19 protein-coding genes are annotated in these 18581 nt (G+C 46.2%); 7 read left to right on the top strand and 12 right to left on the bottom strand.

Annotation, left to right across the window (positions count from 1 at the left end; all coding sequences use genetic code 11):
- Position 1 precedes the first annotated feature (1 nt).
- From ACRRSX_RS01235 to ACRRSX_RS01245, 3 genes are all read right to left on the bottom strand, one after another.
- On the bottom strand, positions 2-322 hold the full coding sequence (locus ACRRSX_RS01235) for a hypothetical protein (protein WP_432455023.1): 321 nt from the start codon (positions 320-322) through the stop codon (positions 2-4).
- On the bottom strand, positions 319-630 hold the full coding sequence (locus ACRRSX_RS01240) for a DUF1820 family protein (RefSeq protein ID WP_432455022.1): 312 nt from the start codon (positions 628-630) through the stop codon (positions 319-321). Before ACRRSX_RS01240 ends, ACRRSX_RS01235 begins: the two co-directional genes overlap by 4 nt.
- Before the next feature lie 244 nt (positions 631-874).
- Positions 875-1021 (bottom strand): hypothetical protein, encoded by a 147-nt coding sequence (locus ACRRSX_RS01245; protein ID WP_432455021.1) that lies wholly within the window; start codon positions 1019-1021, stop codon positions 875-877.
- 312 nt (positions 1022-1333) lie between these two features.
- On the opposite strand from ACRRSX_RS01245, the gene ACRRSX_RS01250 reads away from it, so the two are divergent.
- Positions 1334-1723 (top strand): SirB2 family protein, encoded by a 390-nt coding sequence (locus ACRRSX_RS01250; RefSeq protein WP_432455020.1) that lies wholly within the window; start codon positions 1334-1336, stop codon positions 1721-1723.
- A 4-nt stretch (positions 1724-1727) separates the two neighbouring features.
- Positions 1728-1958: a hypothetical protein gene (locus ACRRSX_RS01255; protein ID WP_432455019.1), complete on the top strand. Its 231-nt coding sequence runs from the start codon at positions 1728-1730 to the stop codon at positions 1956-1958.
- A gap of 231 nt (positions 1959-2189) precedes the next feature.
- Here ACRRSX_RS01255 and ACRRSX_RS01260 read toward each other — a convergent pair whose 3' ends face one another.
- From ACRRSX_RS01260 to def, 5 genes are all read right to left on the bottom strand, one after another.
- On the bottom strand, positions 2190-3638 hold the full coding sequence (locus tag ACRRSX_RS01260) for a TrkH family potassium uptake protein (protein ID WP_432456114.1): 1449 nt from the start codon (positions 3636-3638) through the stop codon (positions 2190-2192).
- A 22-nt stretch (positions 3639-3660) separates the two neighbouring features.
- On the bottom strand, positions 3661-5043 hold the full coding sequence (trkA, locus tag ACRRSX_RS01265) for a Trk system potassium transporter TrkA (protein ID WP_432455018.1): 1383 nt from the start codon (positions 5041-5043) through the stop codon (positions 3661-3663).
- Between the two features lie 69 nt (positions 5044-5112).
- Positions 5113-6435: a 16S rRNA (cytosine(967)-C(5))-methyltransferase RsmB gene (gene rsmB, locus ACRRSX_RS01270; protein ID WP_432455017.1), complete on the bottom strand. Its 1323-nt coding sequence runs from the start codon at positions 6433-6435 to the stop codon at positions 5113-5115.
- Entirely contained in the window at positions 6428-7384 is a 957-nt protein-coding gene (fmt, locus tag ACRRSX_RS01275; RefSeq protein WP_432455016.1) for a methionyl-tRNA formyltransferase, read from the bottom strand. The genes rsmB and fmt overlap by 8 nt, the downstream gene beginning before the upstream one ends.
- Before the next feature lie 28 nt (positions 7385-7412).
- Positions 7413-7910: a peptide deformylase gene (def, locus tag ACRRSX_RS01280; protein WP_432455015.1), complete on the bottom strand. Its 498-nt coding sequence runs from the start codon at positions 7908-7910 to the stop codon at positions 7413-7415.
- Positions 7911-8012: 102 nt separating this feature from the next.
- Here def and ACRRSX_RS01285 point away from each other — a divergent pair, with 102 nt between their 5' ends.
- The 4 genes from ACRRSX_RS01285 (at position 8013) to ACRRSX_RS01300 (ending at position 11388) form a co-directional block, all read left to right on the top strand.
- Positions 8013-9086 (top strand): LysM peptidoglycan-binding domain-containing protein, encoded by a 1074-nt coding sequence (locus tag ACRRSX_RS01285; protein WP_432455014.1) that lies wholly within the window; start codon positions 8013-8015, stop codon positions 9084-9086.
- Positions 9087-10190 carry a DNA-processing protein DprA gene (dprA, locus tag ACRRSX_RS01290; RefSeq protein WP_432455013.1) on the top strand — a complete coding sequence of 368 codons (1104 nt, stop codon included), beginning with the start codon at positions 9087-9089 and terminating at the stop codon, positions 10188-10190.
- 2 nt (positions 10191-10192) lie between these two features.
- Entirely contained in the window at positions 10193-10666 is a 474-nt protein-coding gene (locus ACRRSX_RS01295) for a DUF494 family protein (protein WP_432455012.1), read from the top strand.
- Between the two features lie 143 nt (positions 10667-10809).
- A complete protein-coding gene (locus ACRRSX_RS01300) occupies positions 10810-11388 on the top strand; it encodes a DNA topoisomerase family protein (protein ID WP_432455011.1) in 579 nt (192 codons plus the stop codon).
- Between the two features lie 236 nt (positions 11389-11624).
- Here the strand turns inward: ACRRSX_RS01300 and glnG are convergent, their stop codons facing one another.
- From glnG to glnA, 4 genes are all read right to left on the bottom strand, one after another.
- Positions 11625-13034, bottom strand: coding sequence for a nitrogen regulation protein NR(I) (glnG, locus tag ACRRSX_RS01305; protein WP_432455010.1), 1410 nt, complete (start codon positions 13032-13034; stop codon positions 11625-11627).
- A 12-nt stretch (positions 13035-13046) separates the two neighbouring features.
- Complete coding sequence (gene glnL, locus ACRRSX_RS01310; RefSeq protein WP_432455009.1) at positions 13047-14102, bottom strand: nitrogen regulation protein NR(II); 1056 nt, start codon at positions 14100-14102, stop codon at positions 13047-13049.
- Positions 14103-14178: 76 nt separating this feature from the next.
- The gene (locus ACRRSX_RS01315; RefSeq protein WP_432455008.1) at positions 14179-14721 is read right to left on the bottom strand and encodes a DUF4124 domain-containing protein; all 543 of its coding nucleotides are present in this window, start codon (positions 14719-14721) and stop codon (positions 14179-14181) included.
- 104 nt (positions 14722-14825) lie between these two features.
- Complete coding sequence (gene glnA, locus ACRRSX_RS01320; protein ID WP_432455007.1) at positions 14826-16232, bottom strand: glutamate--ammonia ligase; 1407 nt, start codon at positions 16230-16232, stop codon at positions 14826-14828.
- Between the two features lie 340 nt (positions 16233-16572).
- Between glnA and typA the strand changes: the two genes are divergently transcribed.
- On the top strand, positions 16573-18396 hold the full coding sequence (gene typA / locus ACRRSX_RS01325; RefSeq protein WP_432455006.1) for a translational GTPase TypA: 1824 nt from the start codon (positions 16573-16575) through the stop codon (positions 18394-18396).
- Positions 18397-18581 lie beyond the last annotated feature (185 nt).

An 18581-nucleotide genomic window follows, 5' to 3' on the forward strand; every position in this document is an offset into this window, starting at 1 on the left:
CTTAAGACGCTAAATAGCGTCTTACTTCGTGGCACACTTGTTGATAGCAGTCTAAGCAGGCACTTAGATCTTGTTCCAATGTCTCACTGTGCTTGAGTTGCTGTACACAGCGGTTTAGTGGAGTGCTACACAGTAAAGACGCAAGGCCTTGCAACTGTTGCAGTAAACCCTTTGAACAACACTGTTGTTGTTGCGCTTGAGCAATTAAGAGCAGGTCTTGTTTGCTACTCTGCAGAAAATCTTGCAACCAATGTCGAACCAGCGCTTCATCGCCAAACTGAGCCTTCCGTTTAGGCCAGTCGATAGCACTAAGCCGACTCATGGTTTTGGTGTGTAAATGGGCGAAGGAAACTGGGTTATGTTGGTGACTTCATGGATTTTTGCGGTGCCGATATCATCGACAGCATCGATGCGCAAAATATTATGCATCGGTACGTAGGTGCGGCTCACTCCGGAGAACTCAGTTTTTAATTTTTCTTCATTAGGATCGACCACGAGCTTGGTTTGAGTATCGAAGACTAAGTCGGCTAACTCAACGAAGCCGAACATTGAACCTTGGGAGACATCTCTGGCATAGAGCTCATAATTTTTGCCATTAGAAATAAAATTAACGCGATAAAGTTGCGACATGCTTACTACTCGTATGATGTAACTAATTACATGGATTCAAGAATCTGTAATATAAGACTATTTGATAAGGTTTCAAGCTGAGGCTGATTCTAACTAGATAGCGGATCTAAGGCTAGTTCGCTGACATTTATCAACAAAAAACTGCCTTTGCGGCTAATTCTTAGTTAATTCATCTGAGTGGACTTTATCCGCTAGTCTATTCAACTATGCTGTATTGAACAACACGATTCCTGTTCGATGGTGTTTAATTGTTGTCATCGGATGTAGAGGCAGCAAGCTCTGCCATCTCATTAGGGTCAACGCCTAATTCTTGGCAAGCATCTAAAAATGAAGCGCCAGTGTGACACATTAAAATATCAATTGCGGGCAGTAAATTAGGTGCTTCTGACATGTTTGGCCTCATTATGTTGTTAATAAAAAGATAATAATGTTAAGCACTGTCCCATAGTTTCACGACAAGCCCTAGAGATCTCGATCACAAAAATACATTTACTCTACGGATGATTTAAGTCGTGGCTGTTGTTGCTTGGCGGCGATAGGCGGTTTTTTAATGAGCTTGCTGACTTTATGTTAAGCGTTTGTGGTGAGCTGAAAATAATTGTTATCGCTTAGCTAAGCTCATACACTGAGGCATTATTGTGACACCCGATGATCCGCAGCGGCTGAATTCGCGGCGGTTCGCTATTCATAACAAGGAATTACCATGCTTGAATACTATTCAATGGCCAAACATCTCCATATGACGCTGGCGATGCTGAGTATTATTGGTTTTGTTTTCCGCTGGTTGTTAGCCTTGAAAGGCTCAGCGATGCTCAATCGCAGATGGTTGAAAGTTTTCCCTCACTTGGTTGATACCTTACTATTGGTCGCAGCTATTTTCTTGTGCATTGCTTCGCAACAATATCCCTTGGTTGAAAATTGGTTGACGGTTAAGGTTGTATTATTAGTGGTCTATATCTTACTGGGAGTGTTTGCCTTGAAGCGTGCGCCTAACCAGTTGATTCGAATATTGGCTGGCCTGGCCGCCATTGCGGTGTTTGCTCAGCTGTTGGTTGTGGCAATAACCAAGTCGCCGCTCGGGCTATTGGCTTAAGTGTATGTTTCGATTATCACTGCGTTCACTGCTGCTTAATCTATGGCATTTCTCTATCGTTTATAGTGTGGTGCTGATTAGTATTGGTTATTGTGAGGTAATGCAGCTGGATTTTGAAGTGGTGGATCAGGGGATTAATCGACACAAATGGAGCATTATTGGCCTATATTTTCTGTATTTGACCTTCTGGTGGTGGCTTAATCCTTACTTTACCCGCTTACGACGCTCCTACTAAATCAGGGCGCTTTACTTGTTGTGAGTGCGGTTAAAAGGGTTCCCTGTTGCTTGGTCATATGGGTTTGATTCGCTCGGATTTTTCTGGCCATACTAAGCTCAAATACCTCTTAAAAAGTTCGAGTCAAAGTCTGCTGTACTGGCTTACGAGGTATTTGGGTGAAGCAAACACTAGGCGCTTAACAAAGCGTCTTGTTGAATGGGCAGCTAAGCGAGCAAGCTCAATTGCCGCTTAGTTATAACGCCAATAACTGGGTAAGAATAAAACCAATACTGTTAGTACTTCTAGGCGTCCCAACAACATGCCGATCGAGAGTAACCACTTTGCGGAATCTGGTAGTAGGTGAAAGTTATGATCAGGGCCGATCACTCGACCGAGACCGGGGCCCACATTGGCTAAGGCGGTCATCGCGCCAGATAAAGCGGTGACCGGATCTAAACCGAGTAAAGCGAGGCCGCTAGCGAGTATGATCAGGGTAAAGAAGAACGCAAAAATAAAGGCGACCAAGGAGCGAATATGCTGCTCACTCACAACCCGGCCGTTATAGCGATGTGGGTAGATACCGTTGGGGTGTAGTAATTGTTTGAGTTGTCGTGAAAATAAACCACTGGCTAATTGAAAGCGGAAAATTTTAATACCCCCCGAAGTCGACCCCGAACAAGCACCCACCAACATTAAAAAGATAAATAACACGGTGGTGAAATTCCCCCAATGGCTGAAATCGGTGAGGCCATAGCCAGTGGTGGTGATGATTGAAATAATATTGAAGGTGCTAATTCGCATTGCATCGAGCAATGAGAAAGTTCCATGCAGCCATAGCCATAGGCTCATCATGCCGCCTAATACTAAGATGACGGTAATAAACCCTCGGACTTGAGCATCTCGCCAGATATAGCGTAAATCGCGGTGGCGTAGGGTTTGCACCAATAATAAGAACGGCAGGCCACCTAGCAGCATAAACATACTACTCACCCAATGACTGGCGTTACTAAAGTGTGCCATCGATTCATCGGAGGTGGAGTAACCGCCAGTGGAAATAGTGGTCATGGAGTGATTGATCGCTTCAAACCAGTCCATACCCGTAATATGGTAGGCAACAGCACAAAGTAACGACAGTAATAAATAAACCTTTAGCATATTACTGGCGACGTTTTTAGTTTTGGGCGTGTTTTTATCTGACCAGTCGGAAGATTCAGTTTGGAACAGCCGCATTCCGCCAACATTTAAAAACGGTAAGATGGCTACGCTGAGTACGATAAAACCAATGCCACCTAACCATTGCAACATCGAACGCCACAGCAAAGCACTCTTGGGCATGTCATCTAATCCGGCCAATACCGTTGAGCCAGTTGTGGTTAGGCCAGACATGGTTTCAAAAAAGGCATCGGTAAAACTAATGTGGTCGATACGATAGAGCGGCAGCGCGCCAAATAGACAGGCAACCAGCCAGACCGTGGTGGTGAGCAAAAACATTTCTCGAACCGATAGCTTGAATGTGGCCTTACTGCCCCAACGAATTAGCGCAAAGGAGGTGGTTTGAGTCAGTACAATGGTGTAAAAAAACTCAATGTAGTCGGGCTCATCGTAAGCCATACCTAAAGCGAGTGGTGCTAACATGAGTAAACTGAGTTTCGATAACACTAGCCCGACGATAAACATAATCGGCCGTAGATTTGGGATAATCACCAGCGGTTACCTTAAATTACAGGAAGAAGGGGCTAGGTTGGAATAAACGCTCAACCTCAGGAATAAACTTCTTATCCACTAAGAACATCACTACGTGGTCGTCTTGCTCGATCACCGTATCATCATGCGCGATAATCACTTGGTTATTGCGCATGATCGCGCCGATGGTGGTGCCCGGAGGAAGCTTAAGTTCGCCAACACTGCGGCCGACAACCTTGGAGGTATTATTATCACCATGAGCAATCGCTTCTATCGCCTCAGCAGCGCCATGACGTAAAGAATAAACATTAACAATGTCTGCACGCCTTACATGAGTTAACAGCGCTGAGATCGTCGCTTGCTGCGGTGAAATTGCAATGTCGATGGCACTCCCACCGCCTTGTACTAATTCAACATAAGCACCGCGTTGGATCAACACCATGACTTTCTTAGCGCCCATTCGCTTGGCGAGCATCGCCGACATAATGTTCGCTTCATCGTCATTGGTGACGGCAATAAAGACATCGACCTGCTCAATATTTTCTTCGCTCAATAGTTCTTGGTCGGAAGCATCACCACAAAACACAATTGTGTTATTGAGCATTTCGGCGAGTTGTTCGGCTCGTCGTTGATTATGCTCTATCAGTTTCACGCTGTATTGACTGTCGAGGCGTTTGGCTAATGCGGCACCAATATTTCCCCCTCCCACGATCATGATCCGGCGGTAAGGTTTTTCGAGTTTTTGCAGTTCTGCCATGACCTTACGGATGTGATCGCTCGCGGCGATAAAGAACACTTCGTCATCGGCTTCAATCACCGTAGTGCCTTGTGGCCGAATCGCGCGTCCTTGGCGGAAAATCGCAGCGACTCGGGTTTCAATGTCAGGCATGTGGTCCCGCAATACTGATAAAGCGTTTCCGACTAAAGGCCCTCCATAATAGGCTTTAATGGCAACCAAACCCACTCGGCCACGGGCAAACTGCATCACTTGCAGGGCGCCAGGGTAGTCGATGAGGCGGCTGATATAATCGGTGACTAACTGCTCAGGTGCGATCAGATGATCGACGGGGATGGCTTCGTCACAAAACAAAGCCTCTTTTTCCGCGAGTAATTCTTCTGAGCGGATCCGCGCGACTTTATTTGGGGTATTAAAGAGGGTATAGGCGATTTGGCAAGCTGCCATATTGGTTTCATCGCTGTTGGTAACGGCTACTAACATGTCGGCGTCATGCGCGCCAGCTTCACGCAGTACACTGGGGTGGGCTGCATGTCCCAATACGACTTGTAAATCAAACTTGTCTTGCAGTTCTCTAAGGCGATCCTGATCATTATCAACAATAGTGATGTCTGATTTTTCGCCGACTAGGTTCTCTGCTAGCGTGCCGCCAACCTGACCCGCGCCAAGAATGATTATTTTCATTATCCTAACAATACCTCAAGCATTCATTGCCAATTTTTAGTGTTACCTTTGCTGCAGCTAAAGGCAAGCTTAACCGTTGCTTTTACGCAGACGCGCATAATAAAAGCCATCCATGTTATTGTCACCGGGTAAAAGTTGCCAGCCGGGTTGCTGAGCCGTTTCGTTTTGGTTAATTGGGAGCAACTCAGCATCAGCAGTTTGTTGCAAAAATGCCGCGATTTGTTGGTAATTTTCTTCTGGAAGCACCGAACAGGTAGCATATAGCAATACGCCTCCGGGCTTAAGATGTTGCCACAGCGCGGTTAATATTTGTTGCTGTAGTTTTACTAACTCGGCGATATCGGCTTCTCTGCGGAGCCATTTTATATCGGGATGGCGACGGATTACACCAGTAGCGGAACAGGGCGCATCCAGTAGAATTCTATCAAAGGGCTGCTGATTCCAACGCTCAGGTTGGCTGGCATCGGCACAATGTAAGGTGGCTTTTAGCTGCAAACGTTGTAGATTTTCACTAACACGATTGAGTCGAGTTTGCTCGGTATCGACCGCGACGAGTTCGGCCAGTTGTGGCTGCAATTCCAAGATATGACAAGTTTTTCCGCCCGGTGCGGCACAGGCATCTAAGACTCGTTCTCCCGCCTGGGCATCGAGTAGCGCAGCTGCCATTTGGGCTGCGCCGTCTTGCACCGAAGCCGCTCCTTGAGCAAAATCAGGTAACTTATTGACTGCTTGGGCTTTCTCCAGGCATAAGGCTTGGGGGGCTAGCTCGCTATGCTGGCTGCCAATTTCCAGCTGGTTTAACTGTTGTTGATAGTCTAGAGTCGTTCCTTGAAGGGCGTTGACCCGCAACCACATCGGCGCATGTTGGTTATTGGCGGATAAAATATCCTGCCAACGCTGCGGATAAGCAGCCTTGAGTCGTTTGGTGATCCAGCTTGGATGACAAAATTGCAGACTATCGTTGGCGGTTAACTGCGGTTCAAGTTGCTCGCGTTGGCGCTCGGCATTTCGCAGTACCCCATTGACCAATTTCTTTAAGCTATGCAGCTTGAGTTGCTGGGTGGCTGAGACGGTCTCAGAGACTGCGGCATGCGCAGGTACCCGCATATAAAATAGCTGATAGAGCCCCACCATTAATAAAAAGTGGCCGTTACGGATTTTGCCTTTGAGGGGTTTATCCATCAATTGCTGTAACACCGCTTCGAAGCGCGGCAACCAGCGCAATACCCCAAAACACAGCTCTTTAACTAGCGCATGATCTCGCGCCACGACTTGCGGTAATACGCGAGGCAGCATTTGGCTTAAGGATTGCCCCTGGTCGACCACTTGAAACAAAATATTGGCGGCAGCCGCACGGGCGTTAATTTGTTTGAGCTTTGGCTGTTCAGCCATGTTTATTCTCCAGCACCAGACCGGGGCTAAACCAGTCCTTTCGGGCATTGAGTACATCGGCGGCGGCTAAGGCTTTTTTGCCCGGCAGTTGAATTTGTTCTAAGCGTAAGGCGTCTTTGCCGGTTGCAACCACTATTCCGCCCTTATCGGCGCTGAGTATGGTTCCCGGGGGGGCGGTGTTTGGCATGGCCACAACACTGGCTTGCCAGACTTTCACATTTTGCTCGGCGACCGGAAAATAGCTGACCGGCCATGGATTAAAGGCGCGAATACAGCGTTCGATAAATTCGGCGTCTTGTTGCCAGTCGATACAAGCTTCGGCTTTGGTTAACTTTTTCGCGTAATTCGCCTGCGTATCATCTTGCGGAGTAGCGGTTAACTTGCCTAGGGCCATGCCATCAACCGCCTGGATGAGCGATAGAGGGCCAACTTCGGCCAGTCGCTGATACAGGGATGCGCTGGTTTCATCCTCGGTGAGGGCGACTTTTTCAAGTAATAACATATCGCCGGTATCTAAGCCGATATCCATCTGCATGATGGTGACCCCGGAATGGCTGTCACCGGCCCAAATAGCGCGTTGGATCGGCGCTGCCCCACGCCAGCGTGGCAATAGAGATCCATGCACGTTGATACAACCTAAGCGTGGCGTGTCGAGGATCACCTGTGGCAATAGCAAGCCGTAAGCCACCACCACCATTAAATCGGCATTTAATCCCGCTAACTGTTGTTGTGCGGTTTCAGCTTTAAAATTCTCCGGCTGATAAACGGGAATTTGGTGTTGTTCGGCCAGTTGTTTTACCGGACTAGTTTGCAGCTTTTTTCCGCGCCCTGCTGGGCGGTCGGGCTGAGTGTAAGTTGCGACAATCTGATGTTCGCTATTGATGAGTGCTGCTAAATGGCGCGCCGCGAAATCGGGCGTGCCTGCAAAGATGATCCGCAATGGCTTCACGCTGTTCTCCAAATTTGATGTTTTACGTTTAGCGTTTTGCAAGCTTTTGGAGCTTGGTTTTTAGCCGTTGGCGTTTCAGCGGGGAGAGGTAATCGATAAACAATTTCCCTTTCAGGTGATCTAACTCGTGTTGTACACAAATCGCCAATAAGCCTTCAGCTTCAAAAATTTGCTGGTTGCCATCGGTATCTAGTGTTTGTACTTTAATCTTTTCAGCTCTTGGTACATCAGCGCGATATTCAGGCACTGATAAACAACCTTCTTCGTTCAGCTGTTCACCTTCACTTTCGATGATTTTGGCATTAATTAACACCAAGGGTTGATTGCGTTCTTCCGATACGTCGATAACCACGATCTGTTGATGAATGTTGACCTGAGTCGCAGCTAGGCCAACTCCTTCTTCTAGATACATGGTTTCAAACATATTTTTGATTATAATTCTAATACTATCATCAATATTCTTAACGGGTTGCGCTATAGTCCTCAGACGCTCGTCGGGAAAACGCAATACTTCGAGTGCAGCCATAACTTTAGTCTTTATTCAGGTTTTGGTAGATTGAAGGTAATTCTAGTCATTTATCTGACTAAAAAACAGCTTTGCATAATAGGGATGTCGTCGGGAGACACTATGAAAGGGATTAAATGGGCTTGGTTAGTGGCTGCGTTACTACTTGCGGGTAACCTAATGGCCGACACTTTGCGTTTAAAAGATGACTTCCCCGAAGTGTATGTGGTGAAGAAAGGCGATACCTTATGGGACATCTCGGCGCTTTATTTACACTCTCCCTGGTTATGGCCACGCTTATGGCAATTTAACCCACATATTGAAAATCCGCATCTGATTTATCCTGGTGATCGCTTATCGCTAATTTATGAAAATGGCGAGCCACGCTTAGTGCGCAAGCGGATCGTTAAGAAATCACCACAGGTGCACATTGAAGAAAAAAAGCAGCCTATTCCAACCATTCCTCTGGCGGCGATTGGCAGTTTCTTGTCGCATGATCATGTGATTGACCAGCAGTCGCTACAAGATATCCCTTATGTACTCGGTGATAACGATGCTGAGTCGCGGATTGCTTTAGGGCGGGCTATTTATGTTCGAGGTGAGGCCGAACCGGGTAAATATTACGGGATCTATCGAGTCGGTGATAAATATACAGATCCCGAGACTAAAGAAAATTTAGGGCAAAAACTGAATTTTATTGGAGTTGGTTTGGCGGAGCGCTTACACCCAAATAATATGATCCAGTTTAAGGTTGTTCAGGTACTAAAAGAAATTAATCAAGGTGACATCATACTGGCGTTGCCTGACCAAGACCGCTTACCCGCCTATTTTGTGCCAAATAATAAGCAACTTGCTTCGCCCGGGGTGATTCTTTCTGCTGCCACAGATACCTCTGTAATGAGTCGTAACGATGTAGTGGTGATTAATAAAGGTATTCGTGACCATGTTGCGCCGGGGGATATGTTTGCGATTACTCAACCCGGCCAGGTGATGATTGATAAGGTACAACGCAAGTCCTACGAAGAGACGGCTAATCATTACGATAGATTGTTTAATAAGGAAGATCAGCGGGTGACCTTGCCGAATGAAAAAGTGGGCGAATTAATGGTATTTAAATCTTATGATAAGGTCAGCTATGCCATTATTACCGACAGTAGAGTGATGGTGCGGGCTAATTATTTGGTCGAGAGTTTATAGTTGCTGCCGAGCTTAACGCTTGAACAGTACCTGCGGCTGGCCGGAGTGCCCCGCTTTTCTCCCAGCCGCCTGTTGGCGGTCTTAACTCGTTGTAGTGTAGAACAATTATTTGCTGCAGATGCCAAGCAACTTGCTGCCTGGCAGTTTAGTGAGGCGCAAATTAAGGCGCTGTTGCACCCAGAACAAGTGCGTATGTCGCTTGCCCTGCGTTGGTTAGAGCAGGAGCGATGTCATTTATTGGGTTGCTTCGACCCGCTTTATCCCGAATGTTTAAGACAAATACAGCGGCCCCCTTTGCTGTTATTTGTGCGAGGCCATCCAACCTTACTCAGCAGCCAGCAACTTGCAGTTGTGGGCAGTCGTCATGCGAGTTGGCGGGGCCTACAGCAAGCTCAAGACTTTGCTCGTCAGTTAACACAACAAGGACTAACTATTACCAGTGGCTTGGCTTTAGGCGTTGACGCTGCAGCCCATAAGGGTGCTTTGCAGGCAAGGGGCGACGGCACGATTGCAGTCGTGGCGACGGGGCTTGATCGCGTTTATCCAAAACGGCATCAGGCTTTGGCGCATGAGATTGCGGAACAAGGCGCGATGGTAAGTGAGTTTTGGCCCGGTACCGCTGCGAAGGCTAATCACTTTCCTCGGCGAAATCGTATTATCAGTGGTTTAAGTTTAGCGGTCTTGGTGGTCGAAGCCGGGCTGCCTAGTGGCTCTTTACTCACCGCAAATTATGCCGCTGAACAGGGCCGTGATGTATTCGCTGTCCCTGGAGCTATTGATGACCCTTTGCATGTAGGTTGCCATCACTTAATTCAGCAAGGCGCTAAATTAGTCACCTCTGCGGCCGATATAACAGAAGAGTTAGTTGGTTTTGTTGCTCAGCCAGAACAGCATTTAGCGTCGCTGGAGCAAAATATGCAAGAACAAGATTTGCCTTATCGGCAATTGTTGGATAACTTAGCATATGAGAGCACTTCAATTGATGATTTGGTCTTAAGCACTCAACAACCTGTTGATGCTGTACTGGCTCAGTTAACTGAGCTTGAGATATTGGGTGTTGTGGCCGTCGTGCCAGGTGGTTATGTGAAGCTGAGGAGGAACTAGTTATGTTTGATATCCTCATGTATCTATTCGAAACTTACATTCATAGTGATGTAGAGCTGCTGATGGATCACGATGAGCTTACAGAAGAGCTTAGCCGTGCGGGATTTCATAAAGAAGAGATCTATAAGGCCTTAGATTGGTTGGAACAACTTGCAGCCTTGCAAGATAGTGACAAACAACCTTATTTGAATCCTTCAGATATACCATCATTACGCATTTATACTGCGCCAGAAATTGCCAAGTTAGATGTTGCTTGTCGAGGTTTCCTACTGTTCTTAGAACAGATGAAAGTCTTGAATGCTGAAACACGTGAAATGGTAATTGACCGGGTGATGGAGCTTGACGGACCAGAACTTGAGCTGGAAGATTTGAAATGGATCATTTTGATGGTGCTATTCAATGTTCCCGGTAGTGAGTCGGCCTATCAGCAAATGGAAGAATTGTTATTTGATCTTGGTGACGGGCCTCTGCATTAAAGTGCTTAGGTTTGAAGCGATGATACACCGCTAACTGGCGGTGTTTCAGGCTGCTTATTGCTCAATCAGACACGCCGCTGTCGAATTAATACGCCTCAACCTGCAATTTTGTTATGCTTAGCCAAGTTGAATGAGGTGTAGCCATGTCCAAAATTGATCCTAAATTGTTTTCTGCGCATGAACATGCCTTAGAGAAAGAATACGAGGTTTGTCCCAAGTGTGGTGGTGAGCTGCAGCATCGCAGTAGTAAATCGGGAGCTTTCTTGGGATGCAGCCAATATCCCAGCTGTGATTATAGCCGTGCTCTACACCAGCAAGACCACTCCTTGGAGAAAGTTTTACCCGGTACTATTTGTCCCGATTGTGGTGAGCCCTTGATGTTGCGACAAGGCCGCTATGGCATGTTTATTGGTTGCAGTGCTTTCCCCCAATGTCAACATATCGAATCGGCTCAGCCGCAAGCCGAAGACTCGCCCGATATCCAGTGCCCTGCCTGCGGTAAAGGGCAACTGGCGAAACGTCAATCTCGTTATGGTAAAACGTTCTATGCTTGTGATTGTTACCCGAAATGTTCGTATGCGGTCAATGATAAGCCAGTCGCGAAAGCTTGCCCAGATTGTGGCTGGAAACTATTAGTACTGAAAAAAACCGCAGCAGGAATACGTGAAGTTTGTCCGCAAAAAAACTGTCAGTATAAGAGTGCACCAATCGAGCAGAATTAAACTGGCGCAAACATTAAGAAAATAGAAAGGGAAGCGAGCTTCCCTTTTTGCTGGCTTTATATCGCACCGCGTGTGAGATAAACAGTTATACCAATCTAACTCATGATCGGTTCATTTCTACTGGCCTAAATCACCGCTAACGGCGTGATGTATTTTGTCATTAGAGCCACTAATTACTGATTATCGGCAGATTTATGCTGCGCAATAAGTTGAGCACATAATGAGTCGGATTGGTATTAGTCTTCGACGTTCAGCTCTTTGAGTTTACGGGTGAGCGTGTTTCTCCCCCAGCCTAATAAGCGAGCGGCTTCTTGTTTATGCCCATGGGTATGTTCTAAGGCGGTGGTGAGCATGATCCGTTCAAAGTCGGGCATGGCTTCACCCAGAATATCAATTTGTCCCGAGACTAACTGTTGCGACACCCAAATTTTTAGCAGGGTTCTCCAGTTTCCTTCACTATTCTCCTCGTGTTCGGTGACGACCGGTTTGCTTAACTCAGTCGGAAGATCCGCCGGTAATACTTCTTGACCACTGGCCATCACCGTAAGCCAGCGGCAAACATTCTCGAGTTGTCTTACATTACCTGGCCAAGCGAGTTGCATCATGAACCTTTGGGTATCTTTGTGTAAGGATTTACTCTCTACATTTAGTTCTTTGGCGGCCTGGCTTAAGAAGTGTTTGGCGAGTGATGGAATGTCTTCACGACGTTCACCCAGAGATGGTAAGTGAATTCGAATCACGTTGAGGCGATGGAATAAATCTTCACGGAAGTCGCCTTCGGTCACTTTCTTCTCTAGGTTCTGGTGGGTTGCCGCAATGATCCGTACATCCACTTGAACAGGTGAATGGCCTCCGACCCGATAAAACTGTCCATCCGCTAATACCCGTAATAAACGAGTCTGAATATCGAGAGGCATGTCACCAATTTCATCTAGAAATAGGGTACCGCCGTTGGCTTGTTCGAAGCGTCCATGACGAATATTGTTAGCACCCGTAAATGCCCCTTTTTCGTGGCCAAATAGTTCAGATTCGATTAAATCTTTAGGGATCGCGGCCATGTTTAAGGCAATAAAGCTGCCATTTGCGCGGGGGCTGTGTTTGTGCAGTGCATGGGCAACCAGCTCTTTACCGGTCCCCGATTGACCGTTAATCAAAACTGAAATGCTAGAGCGGGATAGGCGTCCAATCGCCCGAAACACTTCTTGCATCGCAGGTGCTTCACCAATAATTTCTGGTGCGGGAGAACTGGGTTTGCTACTGACTTTATTACCTTTTTGCTCGCGGGAAACGGCAACGGCCCGTTCGGTTAAGGCGACTGCTTCATCAATGTCGAAGGGTTTGGGTAAGTATTCGAATGCGCCCCGTTGATAGGCATTTACCGCACTATCGAGATCGGAGTGGGCGGTCATAATAATCACCGGCATTTCTGGAAAATGGGTCTGGGTTTTTTCGAGTAAACTTAAACCATCCATGCCTGGCATTCTAATATCAGAAATAACCACATCGGGCTGCTCGTAATCGAGCTGCTGTAGCATCAATTCTCCATCGGCAAAGCTTAAGCAGTCGTAGCCCGCAGTTTTTAATGCTTTTTCCAACACCCATCTGATAGAGCTGTCGTCATCAACTACCCATACTGTTGCTGCCATCTTAGTACATCCTTAACGTCTTAGGGGAAGATGAATGGTAAACTCGGTGTGACCCGGCCAACTTGCGCATTCAATCTTGCCTTTATGTTGATTGATTAAATTTTGTGCGATTGATAAGCCCAAACCTGTACCGCCTTCTCGTCCCGTGACCATAGGGTAAAATAGGGTGTCGAGAAGTTCGGTTGGTATGCCTGGGCCGTTATCGATGATTTTAATTTCTGCTGCTAATCTGAAGCGCCGGCCCGCAATGGTGGCTTGGTGCGCGGTTCTGGTGATGATATTGATGGTTCCGCCTGCAGAGCCAAGCGCTTGAATTGCATTCTGTACAATATTGAGAAAAGCCTGCAGTAATTGTTCGTGGTCCATTTCAAAATCGGGAATACTTGGGTCGTAATCACGATCGATGGTGATCCCCTCGGGGAGTTCGAAGCCAACTAATTGGCGTACTTTTTCTAATACCGAATGCACATTGTGTAATTCGTGTTGACCGGGACGCTGTGGCCCGAGTAAACGATCAACCAGTTTTCGTAATCGATCCGCTTGCTCGATGATAATGCCAGTGAACTCTTTCAGTTCTGGATTTACCAGTTCTTTTTCCAATAGCTGTGCTGCGCCCCGTAATCCACCTAGTGGATTTTTTATCTCGTGAGCTAAACCGCGCACCAATTCCTTGGCCGCTTGTTGCTGAGCGTGTTGATAAAGTTCCTGTGAGATTTTCTTTTGTTGGCCAATGGCACGCATTTCTAACATTAAGCGATAGGAATGTTGCTCTTGTAATCGGGTCGCCGAGAGCTCGACCAAGGCATGATGGTTATCAAACACCAAGGTGACTTCGTTGTCGGTAAAGCTTTGACCAACCCCGCAGATGCTGCCTAACTTACTTAGGTCTAGTGAGCTGTGTTTAATTTGTAAAGTCAGTGGTTCGTTGATCAGCCGTTTCGCACTTTGCCCGAGTAATTGCTCGGCCGAAGCATTCACATATTGGATATTGAGTTCAGCATCGAGCAACACAATCGCTGTTACCTGATTTTCAAGTACCAAGCGCTCTAGCCCAGAAATCTTCAACACAACTCTCTCCTGAATGGGTTGCACCACTTTGGTGCCTCTGCACTAATTTTAACGCTAAAAAGCAGAGAATGAGAACTTAGCTTCCCCCTGCTGTAGTGCTTACGCTGCCTGATGTTTTAGCACGGTGCAAAAATATGGTTATTGTTTCGGATGATGCAATAAGCTTGCCCGAACTATCGACTAGCTGCACTTGAATTGTGTGGGCGCCTCGATCAATGTTGGTGAGTTGAAAATGAGCTTGTTTAGATAACTGGCCTTGAGGCAGCTGATCGAGCACTAATTTGTAGCTCATGCTGTTATTTGGTGCGGGGGAGGTAGCGGCTTTGATGGTTATTTTACCTTGATTATCCCTGATTGTTTGTTCATTCAGTGGCTGGCTGATATTTAATTGATATTTGATGGTTTTTTCAGCTTTCTTGACTGCTGCCCGAGGGCTTACCAGTGGCCCTTGAGTTGCTGGAGGGACGGGGTTGACCTCTAATTGAGTGGCACCCGCTTGCGGCTGATCGGAGAAGTGAGTGACACCTTGTGCATCCACCCATTGGTAGACGGTGTTGTTTGCTTGGGCGCTGAACAATATGCAGTGCATCGCTAAAAAGATCGTTAAATATTTACCCATCTTTATTTCCTCTGAGCTAATTAATTAAGGTGGGCAAGATTTACATGAAAAGCAATAAAAAAACCCGCTTAAAAGCGGGTTTTTGAAGCGATTTAACGTTTTGTTTATACGCTGTAGTACAATTCGAACTCAACTGGGTGAGTTGTCATGTTAATGCGTTCAACGTCTGCAGCTTTCAATGCGATGTAAGAATCGATGTAATCATCACTGAATACGCCACCGGCAGTTAAGAATTCGCGGTCAGCATCTAGATTCTTCAGTGCGTCTTCTAACGAAGTTGCAACTTGTGGAATGGCTGCAGCTTCTTCTGCTGGTAGGTCGTACAAATCTTTATCCATAGCATCGCCAGGGTGGATCTTGTTCTTGATCCCGTCAAGGCCAGCCATCAACATGGCAGAGAATGCTAAGTATGGGTTGGCTGATGGGTCAGGGAAGCGAACTTCGATACGACGTGCTTTTGGAGATGGAACCACTGGGATACGAATTGACGCAGAACGGTTACGTGCTGAGTAAGCTAGCATTACCGGGGCTTCAAAACCAGGGACCAAACGTTTGTACGAGTTAGTCGAAGCGTTCGCAAAAGCATTGATTGCTTTCGCGTGTTTGATGATACCGCCAATGTAGAACAATGCAGTTTCAGATAGGCCACCGTATAGGTCACCAGCAAACAAGTTTTCGCCGTCTTTCCAAATAGATTGGTGAACGTGCATACCGCTACCGTTATCACCAACAACAGGCTTAGGCATAAAGGTTGCTGTTTTACCGTAAGCGTGAGCAACGTTGTGGACAACATATTTAAGAACTTGAGTTTCATCGGCTTTTTCAACAATTGAGTTGAATAAAGTTGCGATTTCGTTTTGACCAGCGGTTGCTACTTCGTGGTGATGCGCTTCAACCGTTTGGCCCATTTCTTCAAGTACTAAACACATTGCAGAACGTAGGTCTTGTGAAGAATCGACAGGGGCAACTGGGAAGTAACCACCTTTCACTCCAGGACGGTGACCAGTGTTACCATCTTCGAAGTGCTTGTCTGAGTTCCAAGATGCTTCATCAGCATCAATTTTGTACATAGAACCTGACATGTCAGTTTTGTATTTAACATCATCAAACAGGAAGAACTCTGGTTCTGGACCAAAATAAGCTGCATCTGCAACGCCAGTAGAGCGCATGTAAGCTTCAGCGCGCTTAGCAACTGAACGTGGGTCACGGTCGTAACCTTGCATCGTTGCGGGTTCAAGAATATCACAACGAAGGTTCAGAGTGTTTTCTTCAGTGAAAGGGTCTAATACGGCAGTAGATGCATCTGGCATCAAAACCATGTCAGATTCGTTAATGCCTTTCCAGCCAGAAATAGAAGAACCATCAAACATTTTACCGTCGGTGAAGAAATCTTCGTCAACCTGGTGAGATGGGATAGATACGTGTTGCTCTTTACCTTTAGTATCAGTAAAGCGTAAGTCAACGAATTTAACTTCTTGCTCTTTAAGCAAAGCTAAAACTTCTGCAGACATGTTTTTAACCTCCGGTGTCATCAAAATTGATGGTTCAAACGATTTAGTAGTATTTATGACGAATTAACGTTGTTGTGTTGCTTCAAGCTAAAATTGTGCCAACACATAAGGCCTTGATATATATGGTGGTACTACGACTAGGCATCAAATTAGTGCAAACTAACGCACCTTGTTGGTGCTATCTTTGTCCATATTGGTGCATGAGCTTTTGAGCAGATCAATCATACCCTAATTGCTAGTTAGAAAAACCGTGATCAACTTAAAACTATGAGAATTTGTCGTTTATATGTACAATAGCCCACTTTTTGATTTTACCTCATTATATAAAGGGCTAAACGCCGTGCTAGATAAGTTAAGAAACATCGCCATTATTGCTCACGTCGACCATGGGAAAACTACCCTGGTAGACAAGCTATTGCAGCAATCAGGAACTCTAACTACCCGTGGCGATGCTGAAGAGCGAGTCATGGACTCTAACGATATTGAAAAAGAGCGTGGTATTACGATTCTTGCAAAGAATACTGCTATCGAATGGCATGATTACCATATCAATATCGTAGATACTCCTGGACACGCCGACTTTGGCGGCGAAGTAGAACGTGTGATGTCAATGGCTGATTCGGTCTTGCTGTTGGTTGACGCACAAGAAGGCCCAATGCCGCAAACCCGCTTTGTGACTCAAAAAGCTTTTGCTCAAGGCCTGAAGCCAATTTTGGTGATCAATAAAATCGATAAGCCTGGCGCTCGTCCTGATTGGGTGATGGATCAAGTATTTGATTTATTCGATAACCTCGGTGCCACTGATGACCAATTAGACTTTAAAGTTGTTTACGCATCAGCTATCAATGGTTGGGCGACAATGGATTTAGATAATCCATCAGACAATATGGAACCACTGTTCCAAGCGATTGTAGATAACGTTGCACCTCCAGCCGCTGATCCAAACGGCGATTTCCAAATGCAAATCTCTCAGTTGGATTACAACTCTTATGTCGGTGTGATTGGTGTTGGCCGTATTACCCGCGGCAGTGTTGTGCCAAACCAGCAAGTGACCATTATTGGTGCTGATGGTAAGAAACGTAACGGTAAAATAGGCCTCGTGCTAAATTACCTCGGTCTTGAGCGTAAAGAAACTTCTCTCGCGGAAGCGGGTAACATTATTGCTATTACTGGTTTAGGCGAGTTAAAAATCTCTGACACCATTTGTGATACCAATAATGTAGAAGCTTTAACTCCTTTAAGCGTAGATGAACCAACGGTGAATATGACCTTCCAAGTGAACAACTCTCCGTTTGCTGGTAAAGAAGGTAAGTTTGTGACCTCTCGAAATATTTTAGAGCGTTTACAAAAGGAAATGGTGCATAACGTTGCATTACGTGTTGAAGAAATGGATGACCCAGATAAGTTCCGCGTATCAGGCCGTGGTGAGCTTCATCTGGGGATCTTGATTGAAAACATGCGTCGTGAAGGCTTTGAACTTGCAGTATCACGTCCAGAAGTAATTCTACGTACCGTTGACGGTCAACTAGAAGAACCCTATGAAACAGTGACCATTGATGTTGAAGAAGCGCATCAAGGCAGTGTTATGGAGCAAATGGGCATTCGTAAGGGTGACCTTACAGATATGGCACCAGACGGCAAAGGCCGTGTTCGCATGGACTTCCTAATGCCAAGCCGTGGTTTGATGGGTTTCCAAACTGAATTCATGACACTCACTTCGGGTTCTGGTTTGATTTATCATACTTTCGAGTGTTACGGTCCACACAAAGGCGGCACCATTGGTCAACGTCAAAATGGCGTATTAATCTCCAATGCTACCGGTAAAGCACTGACTTACTCGTTGTTTAACTTACAAGACCGAGGTCGTTTGTTTGCTAAACATGCTGACGAAGTATACGAAGGTCAGATTGTTGGGATCCATACCCGTGAAAACGACCTAACGGTAAACTGTTTGAAAGGTAAGCAGCTCACCAACGTTCGTTCTTCTGGTACCGATGAAGCTCAAACCCTTACGCCGCCGATCGTGTTAACTCTAGAGCAAGCTTTAGAATTTATTGATGATGATGAACTGGTTGAAGTAACGCCAGAGAGTATTCGTATTCGTAAGCGCCATCTTACTGAAAACGATCGTAAGCGTGCAGCTCGGCCACCAAAAGCGCCATAAGCTGTGCTTATGACTTAAAAATTAACAAAGGCAGCGCAAGCTGCCTTTGTTGTTTCTGGAGCCGATTAAATGCAAATACCTGTTGTATACCAATCTAACTCATTATCTGTTCACTCTTACTGGGCTCAATCACCGCTAACTGCGTGATGTATTTTGTGATTAGAGCCATTAATTACTGCGCTTCA

Source organism: Agarivorans sp. QJM3NY_30, assembly GCF_050870855.2.
Taxonomy (GTDB): Bacteria; Pseudomonadota; Gammaproteobacteria; order Enterobacterales; family Celerinatantimonadaceae; genus Agarivorans.

Coding starts and splice junctions, on each gene's coding strand:
- ACRRSX_RS01235 (WP_432455023.1), bottom strand. CDS start 322: ATGAGTCGGCTTAGTGCTATCGACTGGCCTAAACGGAAGGCTCAGTTT.
- ACRRSX_RS01240 (WP_432455022.1), bottom strand. CDS start 630: ATGTCGCAACTTTATCGCGTTAATTTTATTTCTAATGGCAAAAATTAT.
- ACRRSX_RS01245 (WP_432455021.1), bottom strand. CDS start 1,021: ATGTCAGAAGCACCTAATTTACTGCCCGCAATTGATATTTTAATGTGT.
- ACRRSX_RS01250 (WP_432455020.1), top strand. CDS start 1,334: ATGCTTGAATACTATTCAATGGCCAAACATCTCCATATGACGCTGGCG.
- ACRRSX_RS01255 (WP_432455019.1), top strand. CDS start 1,728: ATGTTTCGATTATCACTGCGTTCACTGCTGCTTAATCTATGGCATTTC.
- trkA (WP_432455018.1), bottom strand. CDS start 5,043: ATGAAAATAATCATTCTTGGCGCGGGTCAGGTTGGCGGCACGCTAGCA.
- rsmB (WP_432455017.1), bottom strand. CDS start 6,435: ATGGCTGAACAGCCAAAGCTCAAACAAATTAACGCCCGTGCGGCTGCC.
- def (WP_432455015.1), bottom strand. CDS start 7,910: ATGGCTGCACTCGAAGTATTGCGTTTTCCCGACGAGCGTCTGAGGACT.
- ACRRSX_RS01285 (WP_432455014.1), top strand. CDS start 8,013: ATGAAAGGGATTAAATGGGCTTGGTTAGTGGCTGCGTTACTACTTGCG.
- ACRRSX_RS01295 (WP_432455012.1), top strand. CDS start 10,193: ATGTTTGATATCCTCATGTATCTATTCGAAACTTACATTCATAGTGAT.
- ACRRSX_RS01300 (WP_432455011.1), top strand. CDS start 10,810: ATGTCCAAAATTGATCCTAAATTGTTTTCTGCGCATGAACATGCCTTA.
- glnG (WP_432455010.1), bottom strand. CDS start 13,034: ATGGCAGCAACAGTATGGGTAGTTGATGACGACAGCTCTATCAGATGG.
- ACRRSX_RS01315 (WP_432455008.1), bottom strand. CDS start 14,721: ATGGGTAAATATTTAACGATCTTTTTAGCGATGCACTGCATATTGTTC.
- glnA (WP_432455007.1), bottom strand. CDS start 16,232: ATGTCTGCAGAAGTTTTAGCTTTGCTTAAAGAGCAAGAAGTTAAATTC.